Below are 25,087 nucleotides of genomic sequence, written 5' to 3' on the forward strand. Positions count from 1 at the left end.
TGTCATGGTTGAGATTGATTTGAACCATCTTTATAAGAAGTACCCGAATGCCGCAAAAGATTCTGTCAAAGATTTCGATCTGCACATTAAGAATAAGGAGTTCATTGTCTTTGTCGGGCCGTCTGGCTGCGGCTGATATTCTTGGCCTGACAGAGTTTTTGGCCCATAAACCAGCAGACTTGTCTGACAGCCAGCGGCAACGGGTGGCATTAGGGCGAGCTATGGTCAGAGATGCACCGATTTTTCTAATTGATGAGCGCTTTCCAATCTGGCGTACAATTGCTCCGGCTCGGCACTATGATCTTTAAGTGCTATCAGGCTAAGTATAAGAAATGAAAGAGAAATGGTTTTCAAGTTTTGTTAAAAATCATTTCTCTTTATTTTGTAAATATAAATGCCTCTGAAATCTTTTTTTGTGTCTTGAAAAGTCAAAATGTTTTGACATTTAAAGAGTTGGTATTATACTGAAGATGTCAAAAGGGTTTGACATCAAAGGGAGTGATTATCATGAAGAAAATGGATGAGATGGAGCTTAAATTCAGAGATCAATCGATTAGATACTCTTGGGCTTTCATGATTTTCACATTATTCATTTACGAATTTTTCCACGTGATGCATTATGGAAAATTTGATTTTATTTCTGTTGTGGTAAACGTTGCAGTGGGTGTCCAGATTGCTAGTTTTTTGTGGCTTAAACATCGAGCAGATAAGACTGATAAAGAACCGGGAAGGGTGTTAATTGGCACGATTGTCATTGTTGTTGTTGTGCTAACCTTAGGCATGATTGGATTGATGTTCCATGGAAAATAATATCCACGCACTCAGAATGCGCCAAAAATTAACCCAACAGGAACTGGCTGATGCTGTAAATGTAACTCGGCAAACGATTAATGCCATCGAGAATAATAAATACGACCCAACACTCTCCTTAGCCTTCGCACTTGCAGAACGCTTGGAGACGACTGTGGATCAACTGTTTCAACATTAGAGAAGCTGAAAATTATTTAAGGCTACAAAAAGAAGAGTGACTTTTTCCGATCACCGCATGTATGCGGCGGAAAAGTCACTCTTCTTTCGTTTTACTGTAGATCAAAGGTCATAGTTTAAAGATTCCAGTGCCAAGGCGGAGCAATCGGAGGCCAGATGGGGCTCAGCCGTGCAAACAACACAGCGAAGGGCTTTTGAGCTGATGTTGTTAGGCGACTTCGAGACCGGTCTTTGGGCTCGAAGCGCCGTCACCGCGTTCCAGCCCCATCTGGCCGGAGATTGCGGAGTTTGGCACGGCAGGAGTCGTTTTTGTCTGACGCTTGTGCCAAATCATCCCGCATCTAACAAATCATAAGTTCTAGATAGAAACTGAAGAAGCAACTACTGCTGACGATTACTCCTCTTCATTTAATTCATCAAAATCATAGTACAAATCTCTTTCAGGAAGCACCACAGCGGCATTTGTCTGGGTATCCAAGGCTTCGGCTTCGCGTTCCGGATGGAAGCTATGCCATGGCACAATGGTTCGAGGATTGACTTCTTTCGCCAAAGTAATTAAATCCTCACGGCTAGCATGACCCGAGGCATTCATGAACTGCAAGGGGATGTGATGCGCTTCTAGCCAGTCTTTGAGTTGCGCAAACCGCGGGTCGTAATCGCCTAGTGGCTCGCCGTTACTGTGGATGTAGGTCGTGATGGGCATGTCAGTCAGTCGTTCCAGATGGTCAAAACTATTTTGCAGGACATAGTGTTGGGGATCACGGGCAATGTCCGTCAGACTGATTGCTTGACCAAGAATAGCATCGGGTTTTTGATCGGTCATGGTGGTCAGCACAGCCGCGTCATCAGGTTCCCACACCAATTGACGGCCGGCAGTGTGTGCACTGGCCTGAAAACTCGACAGACGCTCGTAATTGCGGATGTAAGGATTGATGACGACAAGCGTCGGGCTTTCCGCCAGCACTGTCTGAAATTGCTTCTGCAGGCTCATTTCGGTCAATGGGATGCTGGGGTGATCCTGATCTTCGACTGGTGCAGCTGTATCAAAAGAGAAGCTGGTGCCTTCCAACATAAACAAGCTTAGCTTTTCTTGGTTAAATCGCTTGGCCCAGGCATGAACCCGTTCAGCATGCGGGCCATTTAGCCGGACATCGCCAGAATGGGCGTAGCGGCGTGAGCCGTCATCGACTAGGAGCGCCATGACGCCCGGCTCGTCGTGATCACTGTGGAAGCCTGTTACGGTGAGGTCACCGATGGTTAAGGGCTGTTCATAGGCAAGCGGATGCAGATTTGCAACTGGCTTTTCGATGCCTAGTTTGATTAACAGTTGATAGAGCTTATAGGATGGTTCCGAAAGATAAATCGGAATCGGTTTCTTTAAATATTGCAATGCACCCATGTGGTCAATGTGCAGATGTGAGATAAAGATGGCCTCATGTGTGTAAACGTCTGGTTGATCAAAAAATAGTTCCGGCACATGCGGCAATTTACCATTATCGATGGCAGAGCTGACTGTTTCGTTGCTGAGATCAGCAGCCACGCCGAAGTCCATGATAACGCGGCTGGTTTTAGTTGCGAATTCGACGATGTTGCCGCCGATGGTGTTTAACCCATTTAAAAAGCGAATTGTTGTCACAGTGTTACCTCCAATTGTTTCAATATCATTTTGAGAACACTAAAGCGTACCCCGCCGGCTACCGAAAAGCAAACAAAAACCGAATCAGCACATAGCTGATTCGGCAAAGATCAAGGCGGAGCAAACAATTACTTGTTTGTCTTGATGATGGTTTCAGTTTGACCCTGAAGTGTCTTCAAAGCCTGATCTGGTTTTTCATGCTTAGTCAGCATCGCATCAACCGCATTAAGAAGATCGTTACGATATTCTGAGAAGCCGATGAAAGCGGTGGACTGGAAGCCAAAGCCCAAAGAATCAACTGCAGCTTGGCTAGTTGGGTTAGCACTCAGATATTTCTTAAAGTCAGCAGATTTAACAGCGGACTTACGCAGTGGCACATAACCAGTCAATTGGGCCCACTTGGAAGTTTCCTTCTCAGAAAGCAGGTACTTCATGAATGCCCAAGCGCCTTTTTGCTTATCGCTAGATGCGGACTTGAAGAGGACGATATCATTACCGGCAAGTTCGGTTGCCTTTTTGCCTTTGTAGCTTGGTAGCGGCATTGTGCCCCACTTGAAGTCTTTCGGTGCATTTTGCTTCATGTTGGTGATCCCAGCACTTGAACCAGCATAAAAGAGTGTTTTACCAGCAGTGAAGTTCTTATCGCCGTAAATGTCTTCGCCGGCAGTCTTGGCTTCGCCGCTGTTAACCATGTCCATAATGAAGTTAGCAGCAGTTAAGGTTTTCTTGCTATCCAAGTTAGCTTTCAGCGGATCAGCTGAAACTAACGGATTGCCAGCCTGACGTGCCAGACCTTCAAATTCCATATCAAAACTCTTATCGAAACCAATAGCGGCAATACCGTCTGCCTTCAGCTTATCGGCATCTTTTTTGATGTCTTCCCAGCTGGTTGGCTTGGCAATATTGTATTTCTTCATCAGTGCTTCATTGTAGAAAAGAATACGTGTGGACTTGGAGAATGGCACGCTGTAATACTTACCTTGATACTTGGAGCTGGACAAGAAGGCTGGGTAGATATCCTTCAAGTCGCTGCTGCTCATCTTGTCGTCGCCTTTGAGCATGTATTGATCAAGCGGGGAAATAAAACCATTTTTCACGTAGTCAGGAACAGTGGTATAAGTTGTTTGGGCAATGGTTGGCAGGTTGCGAGATTTTGCTGCAGCCATGATCTTTTGTTGCAAGGCGGTGTAGTTACCTTGCGCGGTGCCGACAACTTTATACTGTTTCTGACTCTTATTGAAATCATTGATGATTTGATCAAGAGCTTTTTGGTAAGGACCGTTCATGCCGTGCCAAAAAGTGATCGTCACCCGTTTGCCCGAATCACTCTTGGTACTTGAACTCGATTTGCTGCTGCTGTTACTGCCGCAAGCCGTCAAAACAGCGACAAGAACGACAGTGAACATTGCAAGTAATGCTTTTACCCAAGTTTGCTTTTTCATTTTGGTAGATTATCCTTTCAATCCAGCTTTAGAAATCCCAGCAATAATGTACTTCTGCAAGAAGATATACAAAACAACCATTGGAATGATGACGAATGTGGAAGCGGCCATCAGAAGTTGATATTGCGTGCCGGCATCGGTCGTGAAGGCCTGCAAGCCGACTGGCAAGGTACGCATCTTGTCAGAGTTCGTAACGATCAATGGCCACATGAAGGCATTCCATGAGCCAATCACCTGAAGAACGGTGACCGCGGTAATCGTTGACTTGCTCATTGGGACAAGCACTTGCCACAAATATTTCCAATCGGACGCACCATCGATTTTAGCAGCGTAGTAGATCTGATTCGGTGTTGATTGGAAAGTCTGACGCAAGGTAAAAACGGTGAAGAAGCTGGCCAACCACGGCAGAATCAAAGCGCCGTAATGGTCAATTTGCCCTAAGTGTGACAAGGTCACGAAGTTAGGGATGATCAACATTTCACCTGGAATCATCATGGTTCCGAGGAAAATAATGAACAAGAGGTTCTTGCCGTAAAACTTCAATCGAGCGAAAGCAAAAGCGGCAAGAATACTGGTAAAGAGCTGCCCGACCGTTGTGATAACAGTGACGATCGTGCTATTAATGAAATACTGTCCAAACGGTGCTTCGTTCCACGCCTTGACGTAGTTACCCCATTGTAGAACCTTAGGGATCCAGATCGGTGGAACGGCAATCGTTTCCGGTGCCGTTTTAAGTGATGTGGAGATCATCCATAAGAAGGGGATCAGCATGGTGATCGCGCCTAAAATGACAATCAGGTAAAGCAGAATTTTACTGATTTTTTTAGCCATGTTTTTGCCTCCTCCTTAGTAATGAACGTGCTTGCGGGAATACCACAACTGCACGAGTGTCACTAGCAGGATGAGGAAGAAAAGCACGACCCCAGACGCAGCAGCAATTGGATACTTGTACTCGGTATAAAATTTCTGGTACAGATAGTAAACAATTGTCAAATCAGCTTTACCTGGTCCGGGCGTGCCTTGAAACAAGGCGAAGATTTCATCGAACACCTTGAAGCTGCCGATGATCCCGTTAACTGAAACCAAGAAAGTGATTGGTGATAGCATCGGGATCGTGATGTTCCAAAATCGCTGACGCGCGTTGGCGCCATCGATTTCAGCGGCTTCGTAATACCCGTGGTCAATGTTGTTGAGACCGACCAAGAAAAGAATGATGTTGAAGCCCAGACTTTTCCAAATACTCATAATGATCAGCGCCAGCAGTGCATAATGCGGATCAGTCAGCCAGTTAATGGGATGGATACCAAACCAGCCCATAAAGTAGTTGATCAGCCCATAGTTACTGTGGAACATCCAATTCCAAACCATCGCAATCGCCACAGTACTGGTGACAAACGGCAGGAAATAGACGGTTCTGAAGAAACCGGAGATGATCTTCACCTGGTTTAGCAATAAGGCAATGATCAAGGATAAAATGACAGTGATCGGAACCACGCCGACAACAAAAACCAGCGTATTCCGCACAGCCAAGTGAAAATCAGGATCATTCCAAAGATAAACAAAGTTATCAAAGCCCCAAGCACTGACCTTATCAGTATAAAAATCATACTTCGTGTACAAACTCATCAGAAATGAGTTAATAATCGGCCAGATATTGAAGGTGATGGTAATCACCAGCATTGGCAGCAAATACAGCGCTGCTTTGGCGGTCGATTTTAGGCTTGCTTTTTCATTCAGCATGACTTTCACCACCAAAAATCAAGGCGCCGGATTGGTCAAAAAGAAAGAAACCCGACTTGGTGAGATAGAAATCCAGATCTGGTTGATTAGCTGCGACACCAGCCATTTCTGTTGACAACAGGTGCTCGCCGTTATAAGTAATATCGGCTGTAGCTTCCCGCCCATATTTAGAACTTTGCGTGATCTTGCCGTGAAGCTTGGCTAGGACATTGTCGCCGGCATCATAAGGGATGATGGCTTCACTACGGATCCCCGCAGTGACTGCCTGCTTCAAAATATCTTCCGACACGGCGCTAGCTAGATCAGTTGTCAACGCTTGTGCTGGCAAGGTGTTGATCACAGGCTCACCGATAAACTTAGCAACGAACAAATTGTTCGGTCGCTCGTATAGTTTTTGGGGGGAACTGAACTGTTGTATCGAACCATTTGCCAAAACCATGATGTTATCAGAAATGTGCAATGCTTCATCTTGGTCATGGGTCACGAAAATCGTGGTAACACCGGTTTCGCGTTGAATTCGGCGAATTTCTTCGCGCATCTCAATTCGAAGCCGGGCGTCAAGGTTTGACAACGGTTCATCTAGCAACAATAGGCTAGGGGACTTGGCTAAGGCACGTGCGATAGCGACACGCTGTTGCTGGCCGCCAGAAAGTGCCCCTGGTTTCTTATCAAGCTGATCCTCAACATGAACCAGTTTGGCAAGATCCTTGGCTTTGGCGTGCCGTTCAGCCTTGCTGACCTTGGCCATTTTCAGTGGAAAGGCGATATTGTCCAACACTGACAAATGCGGATACAGACTGTAGTTCTGAAATACCATCCCAACTTTACGCGCTAAGGCATCTTTTTTAGTCACATCTGTATCACCAAAAAAGATTTGCCCAGCGGTTGGGGACAACAACCCGGAAATGAGATTCAGGGTCGTGGTTTTACCGCCGCCGGAAGGACCCAGCAGGGAAACCAGCGTGCCATCGGGAATGGTAAAGTTCAGATCCTTCAGGGTATCTGTCTTGCCATCGTAGGACATCGTGACGTCCTTGAAAGTAACTTTCAACCCAGTACGCTCCTTCAAATAGTTTTCTGCTCCTCACCTCCGTTCGTCGGTCTCCAGCAACAAAGGCTGTAAGAACGCGCAAAGAGAAAATTTGGAACAAGATATTGTGGTTGCTTCACCATGATTAGCTACATCTAGAGAAGGCAAACACAACTCTTCTCACATTTTAACCCAGATTCACTGAAAAATGGACTCATTCGCCCAAAAACATTTTGATTATGTTTAATTGCCATCACAACGCGAATGTTCGCCTTTTTTGCTATAATAGAAAGCATGCAAAAGGCGCAACTTGAACCAACTGCTTTCGCTGCTGATGAGTGTCAGCAAATTGGCGGTTCATTCAGCGCCAATAAAAGAGGAGCGATTTTTTTGATAATACGTCCAAGCAAACCGGACGATGCGCCGCAAGTAGCACCGTTGATCGATATTGTGTTTACGGAGATGGAAATTCCTCAGTTAATGAAGGTTCCTAAGAAGACCCTGTATTCGGTTTTGGAACAAGCCTTTTTACTGCCAACTTACCGGTACGGTTACCCGCAAATGTTGGTGGCTGATCAGGACGGTCAGATTGAAGGGATTGCTGTTGGCTATTTGCATGAGCAGGAAGCCCATATCGACGATGCTTTAAAACCGTTGTTGCCTAAGCTGGGATTGACTCCAAATTCATCGCTTTTTTCAGACACCGAAACTTATGCCGGCGAGTGGTATTTAGATACGCTAGCAGTCGCCGAGACAGCGCAGGGACATGGGATCGGAACCAAATTATTAAACGCAGTCGATACGGTTGCTCGGGCTCGGCACGCTAAAGTGGTTAGTCTGAACGTGGATCAGCAGAATCCGCGGGCTAAAAAGTTATATGAGCGCAATGGTTTTCTTAAACACGGCGAGTTGATGATTGGCAGTCATCGATACGATCATATGCTGCGGCCGGTTGTGGGCGAGGAAGTTTAATGTTAGTCAATAGGTTAGCCTAAAGCCCTTAGCCCGCCGAACGCCGCAATCTCCGACCAGATGGGGTTTGCGACGCACAGCCAGAGTGGAGACGGCACTTCGAGTCCAAAAACCGGTCTCGAAGTTGCCTAATCACATCGGCTCCAAGGTCAGGTTGTACGGCTGAACGCCATCTGGTCTACGATTGCTCCGCCTTGGCACTAGGATCTCTAAATAGCAATGAGAAATAAAGACGACTGGTATTCCATGGAGGAAAATCAGTCGTCTTTATTTCATAGCTAGGAATGATGGTCTTAGCTTTTCTTTTCGTTTAATCTGGGAAATCCAGCCCATATTCATAACGCTTCAATGGATCGGCCACACCCACATGGCGAAAGCGGTCGAGGATTGCAGCTAACAAAATGGCCGCTGGAATGTCGCGGTTATTGGGAATGGTCAACTTAACGATTGCTGGTGCAATTTCTTCAGCACTGAAGATCGTTTTGACCCCATGAAACACTTGATAATGGTTATTCAAAAGATTACCCATGGCGACCCAGTTGAGATCTGAGATAAAGATGAACTGATGCCAGACCCCAAACATTTTTTTGACGCTGGCAACCTTGCGATTGGCGATATAAAGATCATAGCGCGGGAAAACGCTGACCGTTTTTTGCCGAATGGATCCAAGCGGTTCGCCGCTTAATGTATTTAAATCGAAGCCACCATTAATCAGTCCGTGCCGACCCGTTAGAATGTAGGCCGGCTTGCCGTTATCGGTTTTGACCACACTTAAACTACTCGTGCTTAAAGCATTGATATCAAGATATAACGCCATCGGCCAACCTCCCTTATGGTGAGCGTGAACTGGCGCGGTTAGAAACCGGAGCATAAGCGGGCTCAAGTGCGATGGGCGGGTTTTGCCCATTGTGCTTGAGGTCCTTATGAGCAGGTTTCTGCGTCAGTGAGCGCGTTATGGTGAGCGTGAACCGGCGCGGCGCCTGTGTTTAAAAAATTAAAATCAGCAAACTATCGCTGCGCCAATGATTATTAGAATTGAGCGTTTGATTTTTCCGCCTTATTAATGCGAATGGCTTTGCGAATTGCCTGAGCAACGCCGTTTTCGCTATTAGTGGCAGTACTGCCCCATGCGAGCTTGGTGATTTCGGGGATGGCGTTCCCCATCGCCATGCCATATTTGGCCATTTTGATCATGCTGGCGTCATTCAAGTTATCGCCGATTGTCATGACCTCATCCATGGTAATACCGCGTTGCTTAGCGAAAGCTTCAACAGCATAACCTTTTTGCGCTTTGATGTTGTTGACCTCAATGTTATTCGCAGAGCTTGAGGTGACACTTAATTTACCGGTGGCTTCAAAAACCTTCGCTGGTGCTTTCAAAATATCGCGTTGCTCGCCAGTAAACGCAATGATTTTCATCACCTGGATAGTAGGGTCGGCTAGCAGTTCTTTATAGTCACTAACGTAATTGATGTTCATGATTTCCAGCCGTGCAGCTGCGAGCGCAACCGCCAGTTTGTAGGTTGTATCTGGGTTGAGATCAACCAATAGATCGGCAACATTTTGAATACGTTTGACACGGCTGTCCGAGAAGACGCCTTTGTTGGTGATGATTTCAAAATAGATGTCGTCCTTTTGCAAGGTCTCGACAATGAAATCGCTTAGGTCACTAGCAATTGGAATCGTGACCACCAATTCGCCAGCTTCATCAAAAACCATGGCGCCGTTGAGTGTAATGAATGCTGGTTTGAGATCTTGGGCGGCAAGTAACGGTGTAGCTTCGGTGACGCCGCGGCCAGTTGCGACCATAAATTCGATACCAGCGGCTTGCGCGTCACGAATGGCTTGGGCGTTTTCGTCCGAAACTTCCATTTTGTCGTTTAAAAGTGTGCCATCCATGTCTGATGCGATAAGTTTGATCATATTTACTGTTCCCTCCGGTTTGTCATGGTGCGGTTACGCCTCCAATTCTAGCATGAAAAAGCGTTTCCCGGTAGCAAACCCGCGGTGATTCTTGTACACTATTTGCGGAGGTGCACGTCTTGAAAACATTAATACATAATGACTGGCAGACGGTGCTGGAACCGGTATTTGAAAGTCCTGAGTATGCTCAACTGCATGCGTTCTTAAAAGAAGAATACGCGACAAAAACGATTTACCCTGAAATGCACCATATTTTTCAGGCATTCGAATGGACACCTTTCCATGATGTGAAGGTGGTCATTCTAGGCCAGGACCCTTACCACAATCCGCGGCAGGCGGTTGGTGCGAGCTTTGCGGTGGCACCCGGTGTCGCTTTGCCGCCGTCTTTGCAAAACATTTATAAAGAGTTGCAAAGCGATTTAGGCTATCCACCGGTCCATCATGGTTATTTGAAGGCATGGGCGGACCAAGGCGTTCTATTGTTGAATGCCGTTTTGACGGTACAAGCCGGCGAAGCCTATTCCCATCAGAATCATGGCTGGGAAGAGTTGACAGATGCTGCCATTGCTGCCTTGTCTGCACGCGGCGGCGTTGTGTTCATCCTGTGGGGGAACGCGGCCAAAAAAAAGGCGGCCGTGATTGATACGAGCAAAAACGCGATTATTGCATCAGCGCACCCAAGCCCGTTATCTGCATCTCGTGGCTTCTTTGGCAGTCGCCCGTTTTCGCGCACCAATGCGGCACTAGAAAAAATGGGCGAGACCCCGATTAATTGGCAGTTACCAGAAACGGTGAAGGCGGATTAACCTGAATTGACTAGCCTTAAGTGGCTCAGACACACTGTTTTTCCATTGTCTTCGACTAGTCACGACCCGATAAAAACGGTATGATGAACAAGAATAAAGCGCTTTTATGGAGGGATAAGATTTGGACCTATTTGAAAGTTTAAAAGACAAGATTAATGGCAAAAATTTACGGATTGTATTTCCGGAGGGCGAAGATCCGCGCGTTTTGGGCGCAGCAGTTCGGCTCGCAGCTGACGGGTTGATACAGGCCATCGTGCTAGGTAACCCTGATAAGATTCAGACATTGGCAGCTGCTAAAAGCTGGGATCTCAGCAAGTTGACAGTTCGCGATCCAGCCAACGATGACATTCACGCGAAAATGGTTGCGTCCTTTGTTGAGCGTCGCAAAGGCAAGGCAACCCCAGAACAGGCCGAAAAAATTGTTCAGGATGCCAATTATTTTGGTACGATGCTGGTTTACATGAAGGAAGCAGACGGTATGGTTTCAGGCGCAGTTCATTCAACGGCTGACACAGTCCGGCCTGCTTTGCAAATTATCAAGACGCGTCCTGGCGTGCATTTGGTCAGTGGTGCGTTCATTATGCAGCGTGGCCGTGACGAACGCTACTTATTCGCGGATAACGCCATCAACATTGATCCAGATGCTGATCAGCTGGCTGAAATTGCGGTTGAGTCAGCTAAAACCGCTGCCTTGTTTGATATCGAACCACCGCGCGTCGCCTTGCTGTCATTCTCAACCAAAGGCAGTGCCAAGGGACCGCAAGTAGATAAGGTAGTTGAAGCCACTAAGAAAGCTCATGAGCTGGCACCTGATTTGGCCTTAGATGGTGAGTTACAATTTGATGCTGCTTTTGTCCCAAGCGTTGCCAAGCAAAAAGCCCCTGATTCCAAAGTGGCTGGGGAAGCGAATGTTTTCATTTTCCCTGAATTACAATCCGGTAATATTGGTTATAAGATTGCGCAACGATTCGGCGGGTTTGAAGCCATTGGCCCAATTTTGCAAGGTTTGAATCAGCCAGTTTCTGATTTGAGTCGTGGGGCAAATGAAGAGGATGTCTATAAGTTGGCCATTATTACAGCGGCCCAGACCTTGCTATGACAAGTTTGAAAAAAGACTTCACTAGTGAGGCAGCACTGCAATCCTTTGCGGCTTCACTGGGACCGCAGTTGCAAGCGGGAGACGTTTTGCTGCTGGATGGTGACTTGGGTGCTGGTAAAACTAGTTTCACCAAGGGCTTGGCAAAAGGCTTAGGCATCACCGATTACGTCAAAAGTCCAACATTTACAATTGTTCGCGAGTATCGTCATGGCCGATTACCGCTGTATCATATGGATCTGTATCGCTTAGAAGACGGTGGGGCTGAGGATCTCGGTCTTGAAGAGTACTTCGAAGGTGATGGGGTGTCTGTCGTGGAGTGGCCGGATTTTTTGGGATTAAGTGAACCAGAGACCTATCTGATGATTCATTTTCAAAAAGATGACAATGAAGATACAACGCGGCATCTCGAATTTGTGCCGTTTGGCCAACACTATGAGAATTTACTCGAAAGCCTATGATAGCAAGCACGCAAAGAACATTTGCGTGCTTTTTTGATTTGGTTTGGTAAAGTGGAGCAGAACAAAGAAAAGGCGGTGCGTTATGAAATTTGGCGAACAGTTGGCCGCTTTGTTTGTTGGGCTTTTCGTTGGCGAAGTCACAATCTGGGCAGTTATCCACACTTTTCGAAGACAATGGCGTGCATGAGGGTCACAGAATTTGGTCTGGCTGCTTTCACTAGGACAATAAATCTACTTTTGATAACACGTTATACTTTGATAACCAAAGTATGCATGGTAGACTATTGACAACGTGAGAAAGTGAGCTAATTCATAACGTGAACAGGCACGTTGGCAAGCTGAGATATTGGTCTTAGGCGTGATGACCAGTTGTTTGTCATTGCTTCTGAGGCTCTTACCATCGAGGCTTGAGCATCTGTGAGCGCGTTTTAAGTAAAGGAGTAGTGGCCATGCTAGAAGTCAAGGATCTTGTGAAGACCTTCGGCACGATGACGGCGGTTGATCAGGAGAGCTTCACCGTTAAACCAGGTGAAATCATGGGGTTGATCGGCCAAAACGGGGCGGGGAAGACGACAACATTTCGGATGATTTTGAATTTTTTGACACCAGACTCTGGTGCCATCACTTGGAATGGTCATCCGTTAACAGCTAAAGATTATGACACCATTGGATATTTACCAGAAGAGCGCGGTTTATATCCAAAGATGCGGGTTCAAGATCAAATTATTTATTTTGCGCGCTTGCGTGGTATGCGCACGTCAGAAATTAAAGCCAAGATTCCAGAATGGATGGACCGATTTCAGGTTAAAGGCAAGCCTACCGATAAAATCAAAGACTTAAGTAAGGGGAATCAGCAAAAAGTTCAGGTCATTGCCACAATGATTCATATGCCAAAGCTGGTTATTCTAGATGAGCCTTTTTCGGGACTTGATCCGGTTAACTCAAGCCTGTTGATGGCTGGCATTCAGATGCTGAAAGATAATGGCGCTGCGATTATCTATTCCAGCCATGATATGGCTAACGTTGAGGCTGTTTCCGATCATCTGGTGATGCTGAAACAGGGACGGATGGTCTTAAACGGAGCGGTTGGTGAGATTCGCGAAAGTTTTGGTCGGACCAAACTATTCATTGAGTCAGGGTTGACTGCCGATGACTTGCGTGAATTTGACGGGGTAACGAAAATCAAGCAGCATGGTCAAGAATTTGAGTTGACCTTAGCCGATCCGGCAGTTGGTCACCAGATTTTTGCTAAAGCAACGGAAAATGGCTACATACCAGAGTTCCGTCAACAACCACCGACACTTGATGAAATCTTCCGTTTGAAAGCAGGTGAAGCTGATGCATAAGTTTTGGGTGGTTATGAGTCAGGTCTATAAGAAAAATGCCAGAAGTGGTTCATGGATTTTTCTAGTATTGTCACCGCTATTTTTCCTTGCGATTGCTTTTGGGATCGTTTTTTATATTTCCAAAACGCAAGCACCTGCTCAAGTCGCAGTTGTCAGTGACGTTAGCGTTGTGCGCCAAGCATTGAGTAAACAAAGTACCAGTGATTTACGCTTTAAGCCGTATACTTCTGCTAAAAAAGCCAATGATGCACTGAACAAAGAAGATCTTGATGGCATTTTAACGGTGAATGCCAAAGATGACTTCAAGTCGCATTATGTTGCTCGCGATAACGGTCAGACAGTTGAGACTTCAACGCTTGTGGCAGCGCTGAGCGGATTGAAATTAAGCAGCACGGCCGCAGCCATGAAGCTGACACCAGCTCAGGTTAAGGCTTTAACGGCACCGCCGACAGTGACATCGAAGACGGTTGCCATTGAGGATGGCAAGCAGGTAGCCAAATCCAATACGGCACAACTTATGAATCATGGCCTTGCGCTCGTTTCAATGGTTTTGATTCTGATGGTCACCATGGTGTATGGTTCTATTCTGGCACAGGAAATTGCAACTGAAAAAGGCTCGCGAATCATGGAGATCCTTTTGTCCTCTGTCAGTGCCACGACGCAATTCTTTGGCAAGTTGGCGGGTATTTTCGCCTTGTTGCTGACACAACTGGTTGTTTACGTGATTGCCGGTGTTATCGGCTGGCAATTTTTGAAAAATCAAACAATGGTTGCCGGCTTGTTAAAGCAAGTGGATCTGTCGATACTAGCTTCTGGGACAACCGCCATGATTGCGCTTTTCTTTATCATCGGCACACTCACTTATTCGGTCTTGGCTGCATTAACCGGCTCGCTTGTTTCTAATCAGGAACAAGTCCAGCAAGCTGTTATGCCAATTACCATGCTGGGGATGATCGGCTACTTCATTACAATCGCCGCCCAAGCCAATGATTCGACGCTGGCACAAGTAACAAGCTACGTGCCTTTCTTGAATGTTTTTGTTATGCCAACGCAGATGTCGCTAGGCCGAGCAAGTATGGGTCAGGCATGGGTCAGTGTCGGTATTAGTGTCGTCTTTCTCGCCTTGTTTACTTTCTTTACGGTCGCGGTTTATCGGAATAACGTCTTGGTCTATTCCGGTTCGGGCTTGTGGCAATCAATGAAGACCTCCTTTAGCATTTGGAAGGCGGAACGCGGTGTGGCTAAAAAATAAATATAATTAGGCAAAATAGGCAAAATAAAAAGGCGATTCCTCAGCGAAGTCGCCTTTTTGCATGGCAATGTATTCAGCAGTTAATGAGCGCGCAGTCGGGTCAAACGTTGAGCGGTTGCCAGTCGTACCTGAATCAACCCGCTTTTGAAAGCTTCATCATGCTTTTAATCCGCGCTTCGCCAAAGTGCTCATTTTCGGCGATCAAAATCCGTGCACAGGCATAACTATCCGCTAAGGCATTGTGGTGATGCTCAAGCGGAATGTGTAAGGCGGCACTGACAGTATCTAACCGATGATTCGGCAACTTCGGCAAAAAGTGTCGCGAGGTTTTAACCGTGTCAATCACTTGATAGCGCGGCGCCGCAATGCCGTAACGATCCAGTGTCAGTCGCATAACCGAAACATCAAACGGTGCATTGTGAGCGGTCACGATCCGACCTGGCGTATAGAACATTTGAATATGCGGCCAAACTTGATCAAATGTTGGCTGATCTTGAACCATTTCAGGGGTGATGCCATGAATGTGAATGTTTTGGGCATCAAACTGCATCTGCGGATTAATAAGGGTGTAAAAACTGTCAACCACCTTATTTTGCTGGACGACCACGAGCGCCAATGAACACGCTGAGGCTCGCTTGCGATTGGCGGTTTCGAAATCCATGGCGATAAAGTCCATCGTATTTTCTCCTAAATCAAGTCTTTTGTGACAAGTTCAACTGGACAGTGGTCACTGCCCATAATGTCGGTCAGAATTTTTGCATCCTGAATATATGGTTTGAAGTCACGGCTGCTGACAAAGTAGTCGATACGCCAACCAGCGTTATTAGCGCGGGCATGGAATCGATAACTCCACCATGAGTAAGTGACGGTATCTGGATACAAGTTCCGGAATGTATCGATAAAGCCGCTATCTAACTGTTTTGTAAAGTCAGCCCGTTCTTCATCGGTAAAGCCGGCGTTGTGGTGATTGGTCTTGTCATTTTTAAGGTCGATTTCTTGGTGCGCGACATTTAAATCGCCGCAGTAAACGAGCGGCTTTTTGGCCGCGAGTTGGTTCGTGTAGGCAAGAAAATCTTTGTCCCATTGCTGGCGGTAATCCAGACGCTTCAGTTCACCACCAGAGTTCGGCGTATAAACCGTCATCAAATAGAAGTTTGGATACTCTAAGGTAATGATCCGGCCTTCAGTATCATGTTCAGGAACGCCCATCCCATACGTGACATTGAGCGGTTCATGTTTGGTGAAAATGGCCGTACCAGAATAGCCTTTGCGTTCGGCGTAGTTAAAGTATTGATGATAGCCAGGCAGATCGAGTTCAACTTGGCCTGCCTGCATTTTGGTTTCCTGCAAACAGAACCAGTCGGCGTCTAATTCATTAAAAATAGTCATAAAGTCTTTTTTTAAAACAGCTCGTAAGCCATTCACGTTCCAAGAAATTAATTTCATCAAATGATTCACTCCTAACGATGCATTGCGGTTCCATTCTACTAGATTTGACAGATGATTGCGATATACCTTCACAGCCTCCCCGTGTTCATAACAGCAATTATCTGCTAAAATAGCTTAGTAGTATTTGTGAAAGGACCTGATGTTGTGGTGGATGCGCCGCGTACGCTTGAAGGAATTACCATGATGCATGATGAACCTTTGAGTCATTATACGTTTACGAAAACCGGGGGACCGGCTGATTTATTGGCGTTTCCCAAAAATGTGGCCGAAGTGCGGGCATTAGTTGATGCCGCTCGTGACCGGGGCTTGCCTTTGACGGTGATTGGAAATGCCAGCAATCTAATTGTCCGGGATGGTGGCATTCGCGGACTGGTGTTGATTTTAACCGAAATGAAAACCATCACGGCCAGTGGCAATCAAGTGACAGCTGAGGCGGGGGCGCGGTTGATTGATACAACTGAAGCAGCTTACCGAGCAGGTTTAACTGGTCTTGAGTTTGCTGCTGGCATTCCTGGCAGTGTTGGCGGCGCTGTTTTCATGAACGCAGGCGCTTACGATGGTGAAGTCTGCAACGTCATCAGCAGTGTTGACGTTTTGACGCGAGAAGGCGAATTAAAGACGTATGATCACCGTGAACTGAAATTCCGTTATCGGCACAGTGTTGTTCAGGATACAGGTGATGTCGTCTTAAGCGCTACCTTTACGCTCAAAGCGGGTGACAAACCAGTCATTCGAGCAAAAATGGATGAGTTGAATGCGCGTCGGGCGGCTAAACAACCACTTGAATATCCTTCTTGCGGGTCGGTCTTTAAACGGCCAAAGGGGCATTTTGTTGGCCCAATGATCCAAAAAGCTGGTCTGCAAGGTCATATTATCGGTGGGGCACAGGTGTCAAAGAAACATGCTGGCTTCATCATCAACCTCGGCGATGCAACCGCAACGGATTACCTAGACATGATTCATCTTATACAAAAAACAGTGAAAGCTAAATTTGATGTTGATCTGGAAACCGAGGTTCGAATTATCGGTGAACCTGGTCAACCAAAATAGACCTTAGGAAGGGGCGACACAATGCATTTAGTCGAAGCCGTTTTGTTCTTGATGGCACTTGTCATCGTCTCAAACGTGCTCAGTCACTACATTGTGGCTGTCCCGGTCTCCTTGATTCAAGTCGCGCTGGGATTAGGCGCGGCTTTGTTTTTTCATTTGGAGATCAATTTAGCGACAGACTGGTTCATGCTGTTGTTCATTGCTCCGCTGCTATTTTATGACGGGCGTAATTTTCCGCGGCGCGAGTTATGGGAACTGCGTGGTCCGATTATCGGAAACGCGATTTTTCTGGTATTTGTCACGATGCTGGTCGGTGGGTATCTGATTCACTTTTTGATTCCGCCGATGCCGTTGCCCGCAAGTTTTGCCTTGGCAGCGATTCTCAGCCCGACTGATCCGATCGCGGTGCAGAGTCTAGCTAAGCGAGTTCATCTACCAAAAGGTGTGCTGCATCTGGTGAGCGGCGAGAGCTTGATCAACGATGCCAGCGGGCTGATCGGTTTTAAATATGGCATTGCGGCGACCATGACAGGTACATTTGTCCTTGGCAACGCCGTTCGGGATTTCTTTTATGTGGCAATTGTCGGTGCCTTGGCTGGACTGGTGTTAATCAGTTTAATCAACCTAAGTCGCAAATGGCTGCTGCAGCAAGGGATTAACGATGTCATTTTGCATACTATCTTGCAGGTGCTAACACCTTTCTTCATCTATCTCGTGGTGGACGAGTTCATGCATGCGTCGGGTGTCATTGCAGTCGTTGTGGCGGGGTTGCTTAGTAATACTCGCTACAACCGTTACATTGCTGCCTTGCCAGAACTTAGAATTGTTTCTGAACGTACTTGGGACATTATTGTCTATACACTTAACGGGATTATTTTTCTCATTCTCGGCATTGAATTGCCGGTTGCGATGACCGACACGATTGCTGATCATGAGGTCAGCACGTTTCAGGCGCTCGGCTTTGTGGTTGTCGTTTACCTAGGCATTTTAATTGTTCGAACGCTATGGATTTACGGTTACATGCTGCTGGTAAAACGGTCCAAAGAAGGCAAAGCTTCATGGCGAGCAGCTCTTTTGAGCGGTATTTCTGGCGTGCGCGGCGCGATTACATTAGTCGGGGTGCTTGCCGTCCCAGCAGCTTTGAGCAACGGTGATGCATTTCCGGAGCGTAGTTTAATGTTGTTCATCGCGGCTGGTGTGGTGGTGCTAAGTTTAATCGTCGCCATTATCGCTTTGCCGTTAGTTACCCGTTCAGTGGCACCACTGCAAACGCGTGGATCCACGATTGTAACTGACGACAGTGGCGATCAAGATGATGATGACAGCAACGATATTCGTATCATTTCGATGAGTCAGGCACAAACCTTTGTCTTTCAAATGGCGGTTCGCCGAGTTGAGTCGGAGCGCCGTGAGACGAATCAAAAAGCCGCTTTGGACTTGATTGCGGAATATCAGTACCTGATTCGCCGGTTAGAACTCGCTGAAGATACCGGTGCTGCCATTCCACCGCTCATTCAGGATGAACTGGATCTGCGAAAAGTCGGGGTTCAAGGCGAGCTATATGCTTTAGACGATCTATGGCGCGACAACAAAATTATGTCCAAAAGTTACGCTAAAGCCCGCAAACAATTGCAACACCGCCTGAATGATCTGGACTCAATGGCCAAACGCTCCGGCCGACCAACTTTCCGCATGTTGTTCGAACGTTCCGCCTTACGCTTATCGCATTGGTGGTACACCGTGGCCAGCGAGCAAAATCGTTCGCACCGATTCTTCAACGAGCGCTTATTTATTGAAAAAGAAACCGCAAAAGGCGGACTTAAATATTTATCGCAGTTTTTACGACAAAAGGAGAACAAAGCCCACAATTATAACCGCCAAGTTATTTATGCTTTGATTGTCCAGTATCGAAATCGAATTGCTTCGGTGAAGGCTTTGAACACGCACAAATCAACTCAATATGAGCAGGAACTCGGGCGCTTGCGAGCTATTGCGTTTGCAGCTGAACGGGCCGCTATCCACGATCTGACAGAAAAAGGGTATATCACGATGACGATGGCGCAAAAACTGAATCAAAATGTTAATTTCACTGAAAATGCGGCTACCTTAACGTCACTTGAAGAGGTTTAAGGGCCGCTGCGGACAAGTCATGCCTGTTCCAAAAGAGCGTTTGGTTGGGTCAAATCAGTTGGTTTTTGCTTTTTAAAACAGACGTTAATTGACAACGGTATCGTCCTTGTCTCGATTGAGACTGGGCCGGTACCGTTTTTTTGATGTCCATGACATACGTATTTGTCGGCGCTTTGTGAGGATTCGGCGAAACTTTTTTGACGAATTACAAATCAAATACTTGCGTTGTTGGTTGGCACTCGTATAATAGGCAGAGTTAGTAAACTTAAAGTTTAGTTTAACGAAACCCACAAAGGCGGTGTCTTATGGAGATTGGCAGTCGAATTCGAGACTTGCGAATCCGGAAAAACTTGACCCAAGAAGAGTTAGGCGAGCGAACGGATCTAACAAAAGGCTATATTTCGCAGGTGGAGCATGACCAGAGTTCACCGTCACTTGAGACTTTTTTTGATATTTTGAGTGTTTTAGGTGAATCTCCGGCTGATTTTTTTCGTGAGGAACCAAAAGATTCCTTGGTTTATCACGAGGATGATCAAGTCACATATTTGGATGAAGAAAAAGGGTACCGCTTGAAATGGCTGGTGCCTGAAAGCAATGAAAATGAAATGGAACCGGTCATGATCGATTTTGCCGCGCACGGCATTTTTAAAACGTTCGAGCCTTCACCGGCAGAAACATTTGTTTACGTTGTTAGTGGTCGTGTCAAATTACTGCTGGGTGAACAAACCTATGTTGCAAAGAAAGGCGAGACAATTTACTTTCACGCAACCAAGCAACATCAATTGGTCAACGCCGCGACGGGTCGTAGTAAGTGTTTGCTAGTCGCGACGGCATCTTATTTATAAGGAGTTGGGGTCATTGAGCAACATTATCGTTGAACTGAAGCATGTTGGTAAGCGGTACGGCGACACGCAGGTGCTGAAGGATATCAACATTGAGATCGAACAAGGCAAGTTTTACACGTTGTTGGGACCATCCGGATCGGGTAAAACAACGATTTTGCGTGCAATTGCGGGGTTTTTGGATGTCTCAGAAGGTGAAGTGCTGTTTGATGGCAAACGGATCAATGATGTGCCTGCCAACCAGCGCAAGGTTAATACGGTTTTCCAAGACTATGCCCTATTCCCGCACCTAAACGTTTTTGACAATGTTGCATTCGGGTTGCGGTTGCATCGGATGAGCAAGCAGGACATTCAGACAAAGGTCGAAGATGCCTTAAAAATGGTTCGATTACAAGGTTATGCTGATCGGGAAATTTCCGAATTATCCGGTGGTCAACAACAGCGAGTTGCCATTGCTCGAGCGATTGTACTCGAGCCGCAAGTATTGCTGCTAGATGAACCGTTATCAGCACTTGACGCCAAATTGCGTAAGGATATGCAATATGAATTGCGCGAATTGCAGGAACGGTTGGGGATCACTTTCCTATTTGTGACACACGACCAAGAAGAAGCGTTGGCTTTGTCGGACGAAATTTTTGTCATGAATGATGGTGAAGTGCAACAAAGTGGTACGCCAGTTGATATTTATGATGAGCCGGTCAATCATTTTGTGGCGGATTTCATTGGTGAAAGTAACATCATTCAAGGGCACATGATTAAGGACTTTTTAGTTGAGTTCAATGGCAAACGGTTTGAATGTGCCGATGCCGGAATGCGTCCAAATGAACCGGTTGAAGTTGTTTTGCGCCCAGAAGATTTGGACATTACCCCAGCAAATTCAGGCAAGGTCAATGTTGAAGTAGACACCCAACTGTTCCGCGGTGACTACTACGAAATTGTGGGTTACGACGATCTCAAGAATGAATGGTTGATTCACTCAACCAATCCCGCCAAAGACGGCGAAACGGTTGGCTTGACGTTTGATCCTGAGGACATCCATGTCATGCGGCTTAACGAATCTGAAGAAGATTTCGACGCTCGGCTGGAAACCTACGAAGGGGAATAACGTCAGTAAGGATCAGTTGGGGCAGTGTCATCGAAGCGTTTTGACGATTAGATAGACACTGGTCGGCGCTGATCGATTTTCGAACTGAGGAGGGTCATCGTGAAAAAATCCACCACAAACGCCGCATTCTACACACCTTATGTGATGTGGCTGGCATTATTTGTGATCGCACCGATGGTTTTAATCGTTTATCAAAGTTTCTTTAACATCAGCGGTCACTTTACCCTTGCTAATTATCAGACCTATTTTCAATCAGGCACTTATATTATGATGACGATCAATTCCGTCTGGTATGCGTTCCTGATCACGTTAGCAACCTTATTAATCAGCTATCCGACAGCATATTTGCTGCATTATGCCAAGCATAAACAGTTATGGTTGTTGCTGATTATTCTACCGACTTGGATTAACTTGCTGCTGAAAGCATACGCCTTCATCGGGATCTTCAGTCAGGATGGCGGGGTTAATAGTTTCTTGGGAATGTTTGGCATCGCGCCCCAGCAATTCCTGTTCACGGATTTTAGTTTCATTTTTGTTGCTGCTTATATTGAAATCCCGTTCATGATCTTGCCGATTTTCAATGCAATCGAAGAATTACCGGAAAACCTTGTCAATGCTGCCCAAGATTTAGGGGCCAAAAGCTGGCAGACTTTCACCAAGGTGATCTGGCCGTTGACAATTTCCGGCGTGAAATCCGGGGTTCAAGCTGTTTTCATTCCCAGTTTAAGTTTATTCATGTTGACGCGTCTGATCGGCGGGAACCGGGTCATTACTTTGGGGACAGCCATTGAAGAGCATTTTCTGACAACGATGAACTGGGGCATGGGTTCGACGATCGGGGTTGTCCTGATCGTCGCCATGTTCATCATCATGTTCCTGACCGGCGAACGTAAGAAGAAGGGGGCGCGGCGTCATGAAGCGTAAATTCAAATGGTCCAACCTTTATCTGATCTTCGTCTTCATCTGTTTGTATGTGCCGATTTTTTATTTGGTTATCTACTCGTTTTCAACGGGAGATCGCATGAGCAATTACAGCGGCTTCACATGGAAACATTATGCTGAGCTGTTTGCCGACACCCGGATGATTCAAATTGTTCTGGATACGTTGCTAGTCGCGCTATTATCAAGTTTGATCGCTACGATTATCGGTGCGTTAGGGGCATTAGCAATTGATCGTACTAGTCGATCTGTTGTTAAAAACACGGTCTTATCCCTCAACAACATTCTCATGGTGAGTCCAGATGTCATTATCGGTGCTAGTTTTCTGATCTTCTATACCGCGTTGAAAGTGCCATTGGGTTTCTGGTCCGTCTTGATGAGCCATATTGCCTTTTCTATCCCGATTGTCGTGTTGATGATCTTACCGCGGCTTCAGGAAATGAGCCATTCTTTATTAGATGCTGCTCGTGATTTAGGCGCGTCCAACTATCAAGTTTTAACGCGCGTGATCGTGCCTTATATTACGCCTGGTATTTTCTCCGGCTTTTTCATGGCCTTTACGTATTCACTAGATGATTTTGCCGTGACCTTCTTTGTCACTGGTAATGGTTTTGAAACACTGGCAGTCGAAATATACGCTCGCGCACGACAAGGCATCAGTTTGGAGATCAATGCGTTGTCAGGCGTTATGTTTATCTTTGCTTTACTGCTGGTAGTCGGTTACTACTTCATTCAACAAGCAGGTCAAAATCGGCGAGCCAAACAAAAACACAAGCGAGAAAGCGAGGCGTTGATCAATGAAACGACTCATTAGTATTGCGATTGCCATCTTAGCTGTTTGTCTCGGATTAGCAGTTTGGAGTGAAGGGTTACAAAAATCGCAAGGTGACACGGGTGAAAACACGTTAAACCTTTTCAACTGGGGCGATTACATCGATCCGGCGCTGATCAGCAAGTTTGAAAAACAAACTGGCTATCATGTTAATCAAGAAACCTTTGATTCAAATGAAGCCATGTTCACCAAGATTCAACAAGGTGGTACAAGCTACGATTTGACAGTACCATCTGACTACATGATCGAAAAAATGAAAAAGGCCAATCTGTTGCTACCGCTCGATAAAAGTAAATTACGCGGGATGCAAAACATGGACCCGCGTTTAATCGATAAAGATTTTGATCGCAACAATAAATACAGCATTCCGTATTTCTGGGGAACGCTGGGGATTATTTACAACGATAAGTTTGTCAAAGCCAGTGAAGTTCAACACTGGGATCAACTATGGAACCCGAAATTCAAAGATTCAATCATGTTGATTGATTCGGCCCGCGACGTGTTTGCACCAGCGCTCATTTCGATGGGCAAGTCGGTTAATGAAACCAACCCGCAAACTTTAGCGCTCGCCAAGGCAAAACTTGATCAGCTGTCGCCTAATGTGAAAGCTGTTGTTGCTGATGAAATCAAAATGTACATGGCCGAGAACGAGGCTAAGATTGCCGTTGACTGGTCAGGTGAAGCCAGTGAGATGTTGGCCAACAATAAACATCTGCACTATGTTGTCCCGCGCGAAGGCAGCAATCTCTGGTTTGACAACTTGGTCATCCCTAAGACGGCTAAGCATTTTAAGGCCATCTATGCCTTTCTAAACTTCATGATGGAACCCAAAAACGCGGCCCAAAATGCCGAATATGTCGGTTATGCAACACCAAATGCAGCCGCCAAGAAGCTTCTACCAAAGAGTGTGCAAAATGATCGCCAATTTTATCCAGATGATGAAACAATGAAACATTTGGAGATTTATTCTGATCTGCCACCAGCTAAGGTTGGGCTTTATAATGATCTTTTCTTGGAATTCAAAATGTATCGCCGATGAGAAGGCTCATCGCTTACAGTCCGCTATGATTAGCTGAAAATGCTAATTTGCGGGCTTTTTTTGGGGTCACTTTTTCGATTGCTTCGGTAGTCTTAAATGACAAGGATTTAACTGATGATCTCGCAAAAAATAAGCCTTGATAACAAAGAGCGATGAGGGAAAATGGCTTTAAAGATGAGAACGTTTTCTAAAATGCACATCACACTAGCAAAATCTGGTACGCTTATTGCAATGAAAAACATCTGATTGTGCCCCAGCGTCATTAACTGACAAAGGGATAAACGGTTTTGCAGTCGTCTTGGTTACTTGTTTCAGATACGATCACTAAGAGGTGGGCAGCTTGGGAAAGAGAACTTACAAAAATGAAGAGCGCTGGGTAGACGTTGTTTGTTGCCTTAGTCTTTGGTTGGCATCTTTTAGTTTGATGGCAGCCGCTACGGTACTCGATGTCAATCGTCCATTCTTCATTATTATGCTGTCATTAACGGCCTGCGCCATTGGCGAAACGGTGACGTTGGTTAGGAAAAAGCGCTGAGGCGGATGATAAGATTGTTTAATGGTATCACGCGTCACGGTAAAATGGGCCAGTATTAGCTGTGTCTTTTCAGTGATTATTTTTGTGACTAATCAACCAATAACCGACCACGAAAAATATAGTTCCAAGTGTTGCAATTCCTAAAGCATCGAGCAATATGGAAGCGATAAAGCCATTCCGAATGACAAACCATACAACTGCACTGGCAAACATCACGCACCATCCTCCAACAAAACTTAGACCAACAACTTTATTTGTTTGCATCAATTTAACCTCCAGTAGTAGTTTAAGTTGCCAATGAGAATGCTTTCTATCTTATAGAAAGGATAACATGAAGCTGAAAATTTTGGTTACATTTTTTAACATAGGGGCAGTGATCTTTCGGCTTTATGGCGATTTAATGCACGCCACTTCGCACACAATAAAAAGCGATCCGCCTATTTTTGGACGGATCGCTTTTTGTTCATATTAACCG

26 protein-coding genes and 1 pseudogene are annotated in these 25,087 nt (G+C 46.0%); 17 read left to right on the forward strand and 10 right to left on the reverse strand.

Annotated features, from left to right (window positions below; genetic code table 11):
• Positions 1 to 4 precede the first annotated feature (4 nt).
• The 3 genes and pseudogenes from ACWPAB_RS01945 to ACWPAB_RS01955 all read left to right on the forward strand — a co-directional run.
• Positions 5 to 257: pseudogene (locus tag ACWPAB_RS01945) on the forward strand (hypothetical protein); the annotation flags it as partial.
• 250 nt (positions 258 to 507) lie between these two features.
• Positions 508 to 810 (forward strand): hypothetical protein, encoded by a 303-nt coding sequence (locus ACWPAB_RS01950; protein WP_003569662.1) that lies wholly within the window; start codon positions 508 to 510, stop codon positions 808 to 810.
• Entirely contained in the window at positions 800 to 988 is a 189-nt protein-coding gene (locus tag ACWPAB_RS01955) for a helix-turn-helix transcriptional regulator (protein WP_003569664.1), read from the forward strand. The genes ACWPAB_RS01950 and ACWPAB_RS01955 overlap by 11 nt, the downstream gene beginning before the upstream one ends.
• A 393-nt stretch (positions 989 to 1,381) precedes the next feature.
• On the opposite strand, the gene ACWPAB_RS01960 is transcribed toward ACWPAB_RS01955, so the two are convergent.
• The 5 genes from ACWPAB_RS01960 to ACWPAB_RS01980 form a co-directional block, all read right to left on the reverse strand.
• Entirely contained in the window at positions 1,382 to 2,623 is a 1,242-nt protein-coding gene (locus ACWPAB_RS01960) for an MBL fold metallo-hydrolase (protein ID WP_003569666.1), read from the reverse strand.
• Between the two features lie 128 nt (positions 2,624 to 2,751).
• Positions 2,752 to 4,065 (reverse strand): ABC transporter substrate-binding protein, encoded by a 1,314-nt coding sequence (locus tag ACWPAB_RS01965; protein WP_003564318.1) that lies wholly within the window; start codon positions 4,063 to 4,065, stop codon positions 2,752 to 2,754.
• 9 nt (positions 4,066 to 4,074) lie between these two features.
• Complete coding sequence (locus ACWPAB_RS01970) at positions 4,075 to 4,896, reverse strand: carbohydrate ABC transporter permease (protein ID WP_003569669.1); 822 nt, start codon at positions 4,894 to 4,896, stop codon at positions 4,075 to 4,077.
• Between the two features lie 15 nt (positions 4,897 to 4,911).
• Positions 4,912 to 5,805, reverse strand: coding sequence for a carbohydrate ABC transporter permease (locus ACWPAB_RS01975; protein ID WP_003564323.1), 894 nt, complete (start codon positions 5,803 to 5,805; stop codon positions 4,912 to 4,914).
• Positions 5,795 to 6,856 (reverse strand): ABC transporter ATP-binding protein, encoded by a 1,062-nt coding sequence (locus ACWPAB_RS01980; protein WP_003593952.1) that lies wholly within the window; start codon positions 6,854 to 6,856, stop codon positions 5,795 to 5,797. The genes ACWPAB_RS01975 and ACWPAB_RS01980 overlap by 11 nt, the downstream gene beginning before the upstream one ends.
• Positions 6,857 to 7,225: 369 nt before the next feature.
• On the opposite strand from ACWPAB_RS01980, the gene ACWPAB_RS01985 reads away from it, so the two are divergent.
• Complete coding sequence (locus ACWPAB_RS01985; protein ID WP_003569672.1) at positions 7,226 to 7,807, forward strand: GNAT family N-acetyltransferase; 582 nt, start codon at positions 7,226 to 7,228, stop codon at positions 7,805 to 7,807.
• Positions 7,808 to 8,117: 310 nt separating this feature from the next.
• On the opposite strand, the gene ACWPAB_RS01990 is transcribed toward ACWPAB_RS01985, so the two are convergent.
• Positions 8,118 to 8,624: an LURP-one-related/scramblase family protein gene (locus tag ACWPAB_RS01990; RefSeq protein ID WP_003569673.1), complete on the reverse strand. Its 507-nt coding sequence runs from the start codon at positions 8,622 to 8,624 to the stop codon at positions 8,118 to 8,120.
• 212 nt (positions 8,625 to 8,836) lie between these two features.
• The gene (locus ACWPAB_RS01995) at positions 8,837 to 9,730 is read right to left on the reverse strand and encodes a Cof-type HAD-IIB family hydrolase (RefSeq protein ID WP_003569675.1); all 894 of its coding nucleotides are present in this window, start codon (positions 9,728 to 9,730) and stop codon (positions 8,837 to 8,839) included.
• 119 nt (positions 9,731 to 9,849) lie between these two features.
• On the opposite strand from ACWPAB_RS01995, the gene ACWPAB_RS02000 reads away from it, so the two are divergent.
• The 5 genes from ACWPAB_RS02000 to ACWPAB_RS02020 all read left to right on the forward strand — a co-directional run bounded on the left by ACWPAB_RS02000 (position 9,850) and on the right by ACWPAB_RS02020 (position 14,691).
• On the forward strand, positions 9,850 to 10,536 hold the full coding sequence (locus tag ACWPAB_RS02000; protein ID WP_003590301.1) for a uracil-DNA glycosylase: 687 nt from the start codon (positions 9,850 to 9,852) through the stop codon (positions 10,534 to 10,536).
• A gap of 121 nt (positions 10,537 to 10,657) precedes the next feature.
• Entirely contained in the window at positions 10,658 to 11,635 is a 978-nt protein-coding gene (gene pta / locus ACWPAB_RS02005) for a phosphate acetyltransferase (protein ID WP_003587532.1), read from the forward strand.
• Entirely contained in the window at positions 11,632 to 12,093 is a 462-nt protein-coding gene (gene tsaE / locus ACWPAB_RS02010; protein WP_003569677.1) for a tRNA (adenosine(37)-N6)-threonylcarbamoyltransferase complex ATPase subunit type 1 TsaE, read from the forward strand. The genes pta and tsaE overlap by 4 nt, the downstream gene beginning before the upstream one ends.
• A 449-nt stretch (positions 12,094 to 12,542) precedes the next feature.
• A complete protein-coding gene (locus ACWPAB_RS02015) occupies positions 12,543 to 13,439 on the forward strand; it encodes an ABC transporter ATP-binding protein (RefSeq protein WP_003569679.1) in 897 nt (298 codons plus the stop codon).
• Positions 13,432 to 14,691, forward strand: coding sequence for an ABC transporter permease (locus tag ACWPAB_RS02020; protein WP_003587534.1), 1,260 nt, complete (start codon positions 13,432 to 13,434; stop codon positions 14,689 to 14,691). Before ACWPAB_RS02015 ends, ACWPAB_RS02020 begins: the two co-directional genes overlap by 8 nt.
• Positions 14,692 to 14,824: 133 nt before the next feature.
• Here the strand turns inward: ACWPAB_RS02020 and ACWPAB_RS02025 are convergent, their stop codons facing one another.
• A complete protein-coding gene (locus ACWPAB_RS02025; RefSeq protein WP_003569683.1) occupies positions 14,825 to 15,367 on the reverse strand; it encodes a 3'-5' exonuclease in 543 nt (180 codons plus the stop codon).
• Between the two features lie 11 nt (positions 15,368 to 15,378).
• Positions 15,379 to 16,137, reverse strand: a complete 759-nt coding sequence (locus ACWPAB_RS02030; protein ID WP_003569685.1) for an exodeoxyribonuclease III — start codon at positions 16,135 to 16,137, stop codon at positions 15,379 to 15,381.
• Between the two features lie 147 nt (positions 16,138 to 16,284).
• On the opposite strand from ACWPAB_RS02030, the gene murB reads away from it, so the two are divergent.
• The 8 genes from murB (at position 16,285) to ACWPAB_RS02070 (ending at position 24,612) form a co-directional block, all read left to right on the forward strand.
• The gene (gene murB, locus ACWPAB_RS02035) at positions 16,285 to 17,190 is read left to right on the forward strand and encodes a UDP-N-acetylmuramate dehydrogenase (RefSeq protein ID WP_003569687.1); all 906 of its coding nucleotides are present in this window, start codon (positions 16,285 to 16,287) and stop codon (positions 17,188 to 17,190) included.
• A 21-nt stretch (positions 17,191 to 17,211) separates the two neighbouring features.
• Entirely contained in the window at positions 17,212 to 19,320 is a 2,109-nt protein-coding gene (locus tag ACWPAB_RS02040) for a cation:proton antiporter (RefSeq protein ID WP_003569689.1), read from the forward strand.
• Positions 19,321 to 19,625: 305 nt separating this feature from the next.
• Positions 19,626 to 20,165 (forward strand): helix-turn-helix domain-containing protein, encoded by a 540-nt coding sequence (locus tag ACWPAB_RS02045; protein ID WP_003564356.1) that lies wholly within the window; start codon positions 19,626 to 19,628, stop codon positions 20,163 to 20,165.
• Between the two features lie 13 nt (positions 20,166 to 20,178).
• A complete protein-coding gene (locus ACWPAB_RS02050; protein ID WP_003564358.1) occupies positions 20,179 to 21,267 on the forward strand; it encodes an ABC transporter ATP-binding protein in 1,089 nt (362 codons plus the stop codon).
• A gap of 99 nt (positions 21,268 to 21,366) precedes the next feature.
• Positions 21,367 to 22,191: an ABC transporter permease gene (locus ACWPAB_RS02055; protein WP_003564360.1), complete on the forward strand. Its 825-nt coding sequence runs from the start codon at positions 21,367 to 21,369 to the stop codon at positions 22,189 to 22,191.
• Positions 22,181 to 23,020, forward strand: a complete 840-nt coding sequence (locus ACWPAB_RS02060; protein WP_003569692.1) for an ABC transporter permease — start codon at positions 22,181 to 22,183, stop codon at positions 23,018 to 23,020. Before ACWPAB_RS02055 ends, ACWPAB_RS02060 begins: the two co-directional genes overlap by 11 nt.
• Positions 23,004 to 24,077 carry an ABC transporter substrate-binding protein gene (locus ACWPAB_RS02065; RefSeq protein WP_003569694.1) on the forward strand — a complete coding sequence of 358 codons (1,074 nt, stop codon included), beginning with the start codon at positions 23,004 to 23,006 and terminating at the stop codon, positions 24,075 to 24,077. The genes ACWPAB_RS02060 and ACWPAB_RS02065 overlap by 17 nt, the downstream gene beginning before the upstream one ends.
• A gap of 340 nt (positions 24,078 to 24,417) precedes the next feature.
• Complete coding sequence (locus ACWPAB_RS02070) at positions 24,418 to 24,612, forward strand: hypothetical protein (protein WP_003564368.1); 195 nt, start codon at positions 24,418 to 24,420, stop codon at positions 24,610 to 24,612.
• 69 nt (positions 24,613 to 24,681) lie between these two features.
• Here ACWPAB_RS02070 and ACWPAB_RS02075 read toward each other — a convergent pair whose 3' ends face one another.
• A complete protein-coding gene (locus ACWPAB_RS02075; protein WP_003569696.1) occupies positions 24,682 to 24,876 on the reverse strand; it encodes a hypothetical protein in 195 nt (64 codons plus the stop codon).
• Positions 24,877 to 25,087: the final 211 nt, after the last annotated feature.

The sequence above is a fragment of the Lacticaseibacillus sp. 30 genome (assembly GCF_053819265.1).

Bases quoted from the DNA above. Each gene is read 5' to 3' on its own strand.
- ACWPAB_RS01950 (WP_003569662.1), top strand. From the start codon at position 508: ATGAAGAAAATGGATGAGATGGAGCTTAAATTCAGAGATCAATCGATT.
- ACWPAB_RS01955 (WP_003569664.1), top strand. From the start codon at position 800: ATGGAAAATAATATCCACGCACTCAGAATGCGCCAAAAATTAACCCAA.
- ACWPAB_RS01965 (WP_003564318.1), bottom strand. From the start codon at position 4,065: ATGAAAAAGCAAACTTGGGTAAAAGCATTACTTGCAATGTTCACTGTC.
- ACWPAB_RS01970 (WP_003569669.1), bottom strand. From the start codon at position 4,896: ATGGCTAAAAAAATCAGTAAAATTCTGCTTTACCTGATTGTCATTTTA.
- ACWPAB_RS01975 (WP_003564323.1), bottom strand. From the start codon at position 5,805: ATGCTGAATGAAAAAGCAAGCCTAAAATCGACCGCCAAAGCAGCGCTG.
- ACWPAB_RS01990 (WP_003569673.1), bottom strand. From the start codon at position 8,624: ATGGCGTTATATCTTGATATCAATGCTTTAAGCACGAGTAGTTTAAGT.
- ACWPAB_RS01995 (WP_003569675.1), bottom strand. From the start codon at position 9,730: ATGATCAAACTTATCGCATCAGACATGGATGGCACACTTTTAAACGAC.
- tsaE (WP_003569677.1), top strand. From the start codon at position 11,632: ATGACAAGTTTGAAAAAAGACTTCACTAGTGAGGCAGCACTGCAATCC.
- ACWPAB_RS02015 (WP_003569679.1), top strand. From the start codon at position 12,543: ATGCTAGAAGTCAAGGATCTTGTGAAGACCTTCGGCACGATGACGGCG.
- ACWPAB_RS02020 (WP_003587534.1), top strand. From the start codon at position 13,432: ATGCATAAGTTTTGGGTGGTTATGAGTCAGGTCTATAAGAAAAATGCC.
- ACWPAB_RS02025 (WP_003569683.1), bottom strand. From the start codon at position 15,367: ATGGACTTTATCGCCATGGATTTCGAAACCGCCAATCGCAAGCGAGCC.
- ACWPAB_RS02030 (WP_003569685.1), bottom strand. From the start codon at position 16,137: ATGAAATTAATTTCTTGGAACGTGAATGGCTTACGAGCTGTTTTAAAA.
- ACWPAB_RS02040 (WP_003569689.1), top strand. From the start codon at position 17,212: ATGCATTTAGTCGAAGCCGTTTTGTTCTTGATGGCACTTGTCATCGTC.
- ACWPAB_RS02045 (WP_003564356.1), top strand. From the start codon at position 19,626: ATGGAGATTGGCAGTCGAATTCGAGACTTGCGAATCCGGAAAAACTTG.
- ACWPAB_RS02060 (WP_003569692.1), top strand. From the start codon at position 22,181: ATGAAGCGTAAATTCAAATGGTCCAACCTTTATCTGATCTTCGTCTTC.
- ACWPAB_RS02065 (WP_003569694.1), top strand. From the start codon at position 23,004: ATGAAACGACTCATTAGTATTGCGATTGCCATCTTAGCTGTTTGTCTC.
- ACWPAB_RS02075 (WP_003569696.1), bottom strand. From the start codon at position 24,876: ATGCAAACAAATAAAGTTGTTGGTCTAAGTTTTGTTGGAGGATGGTGC.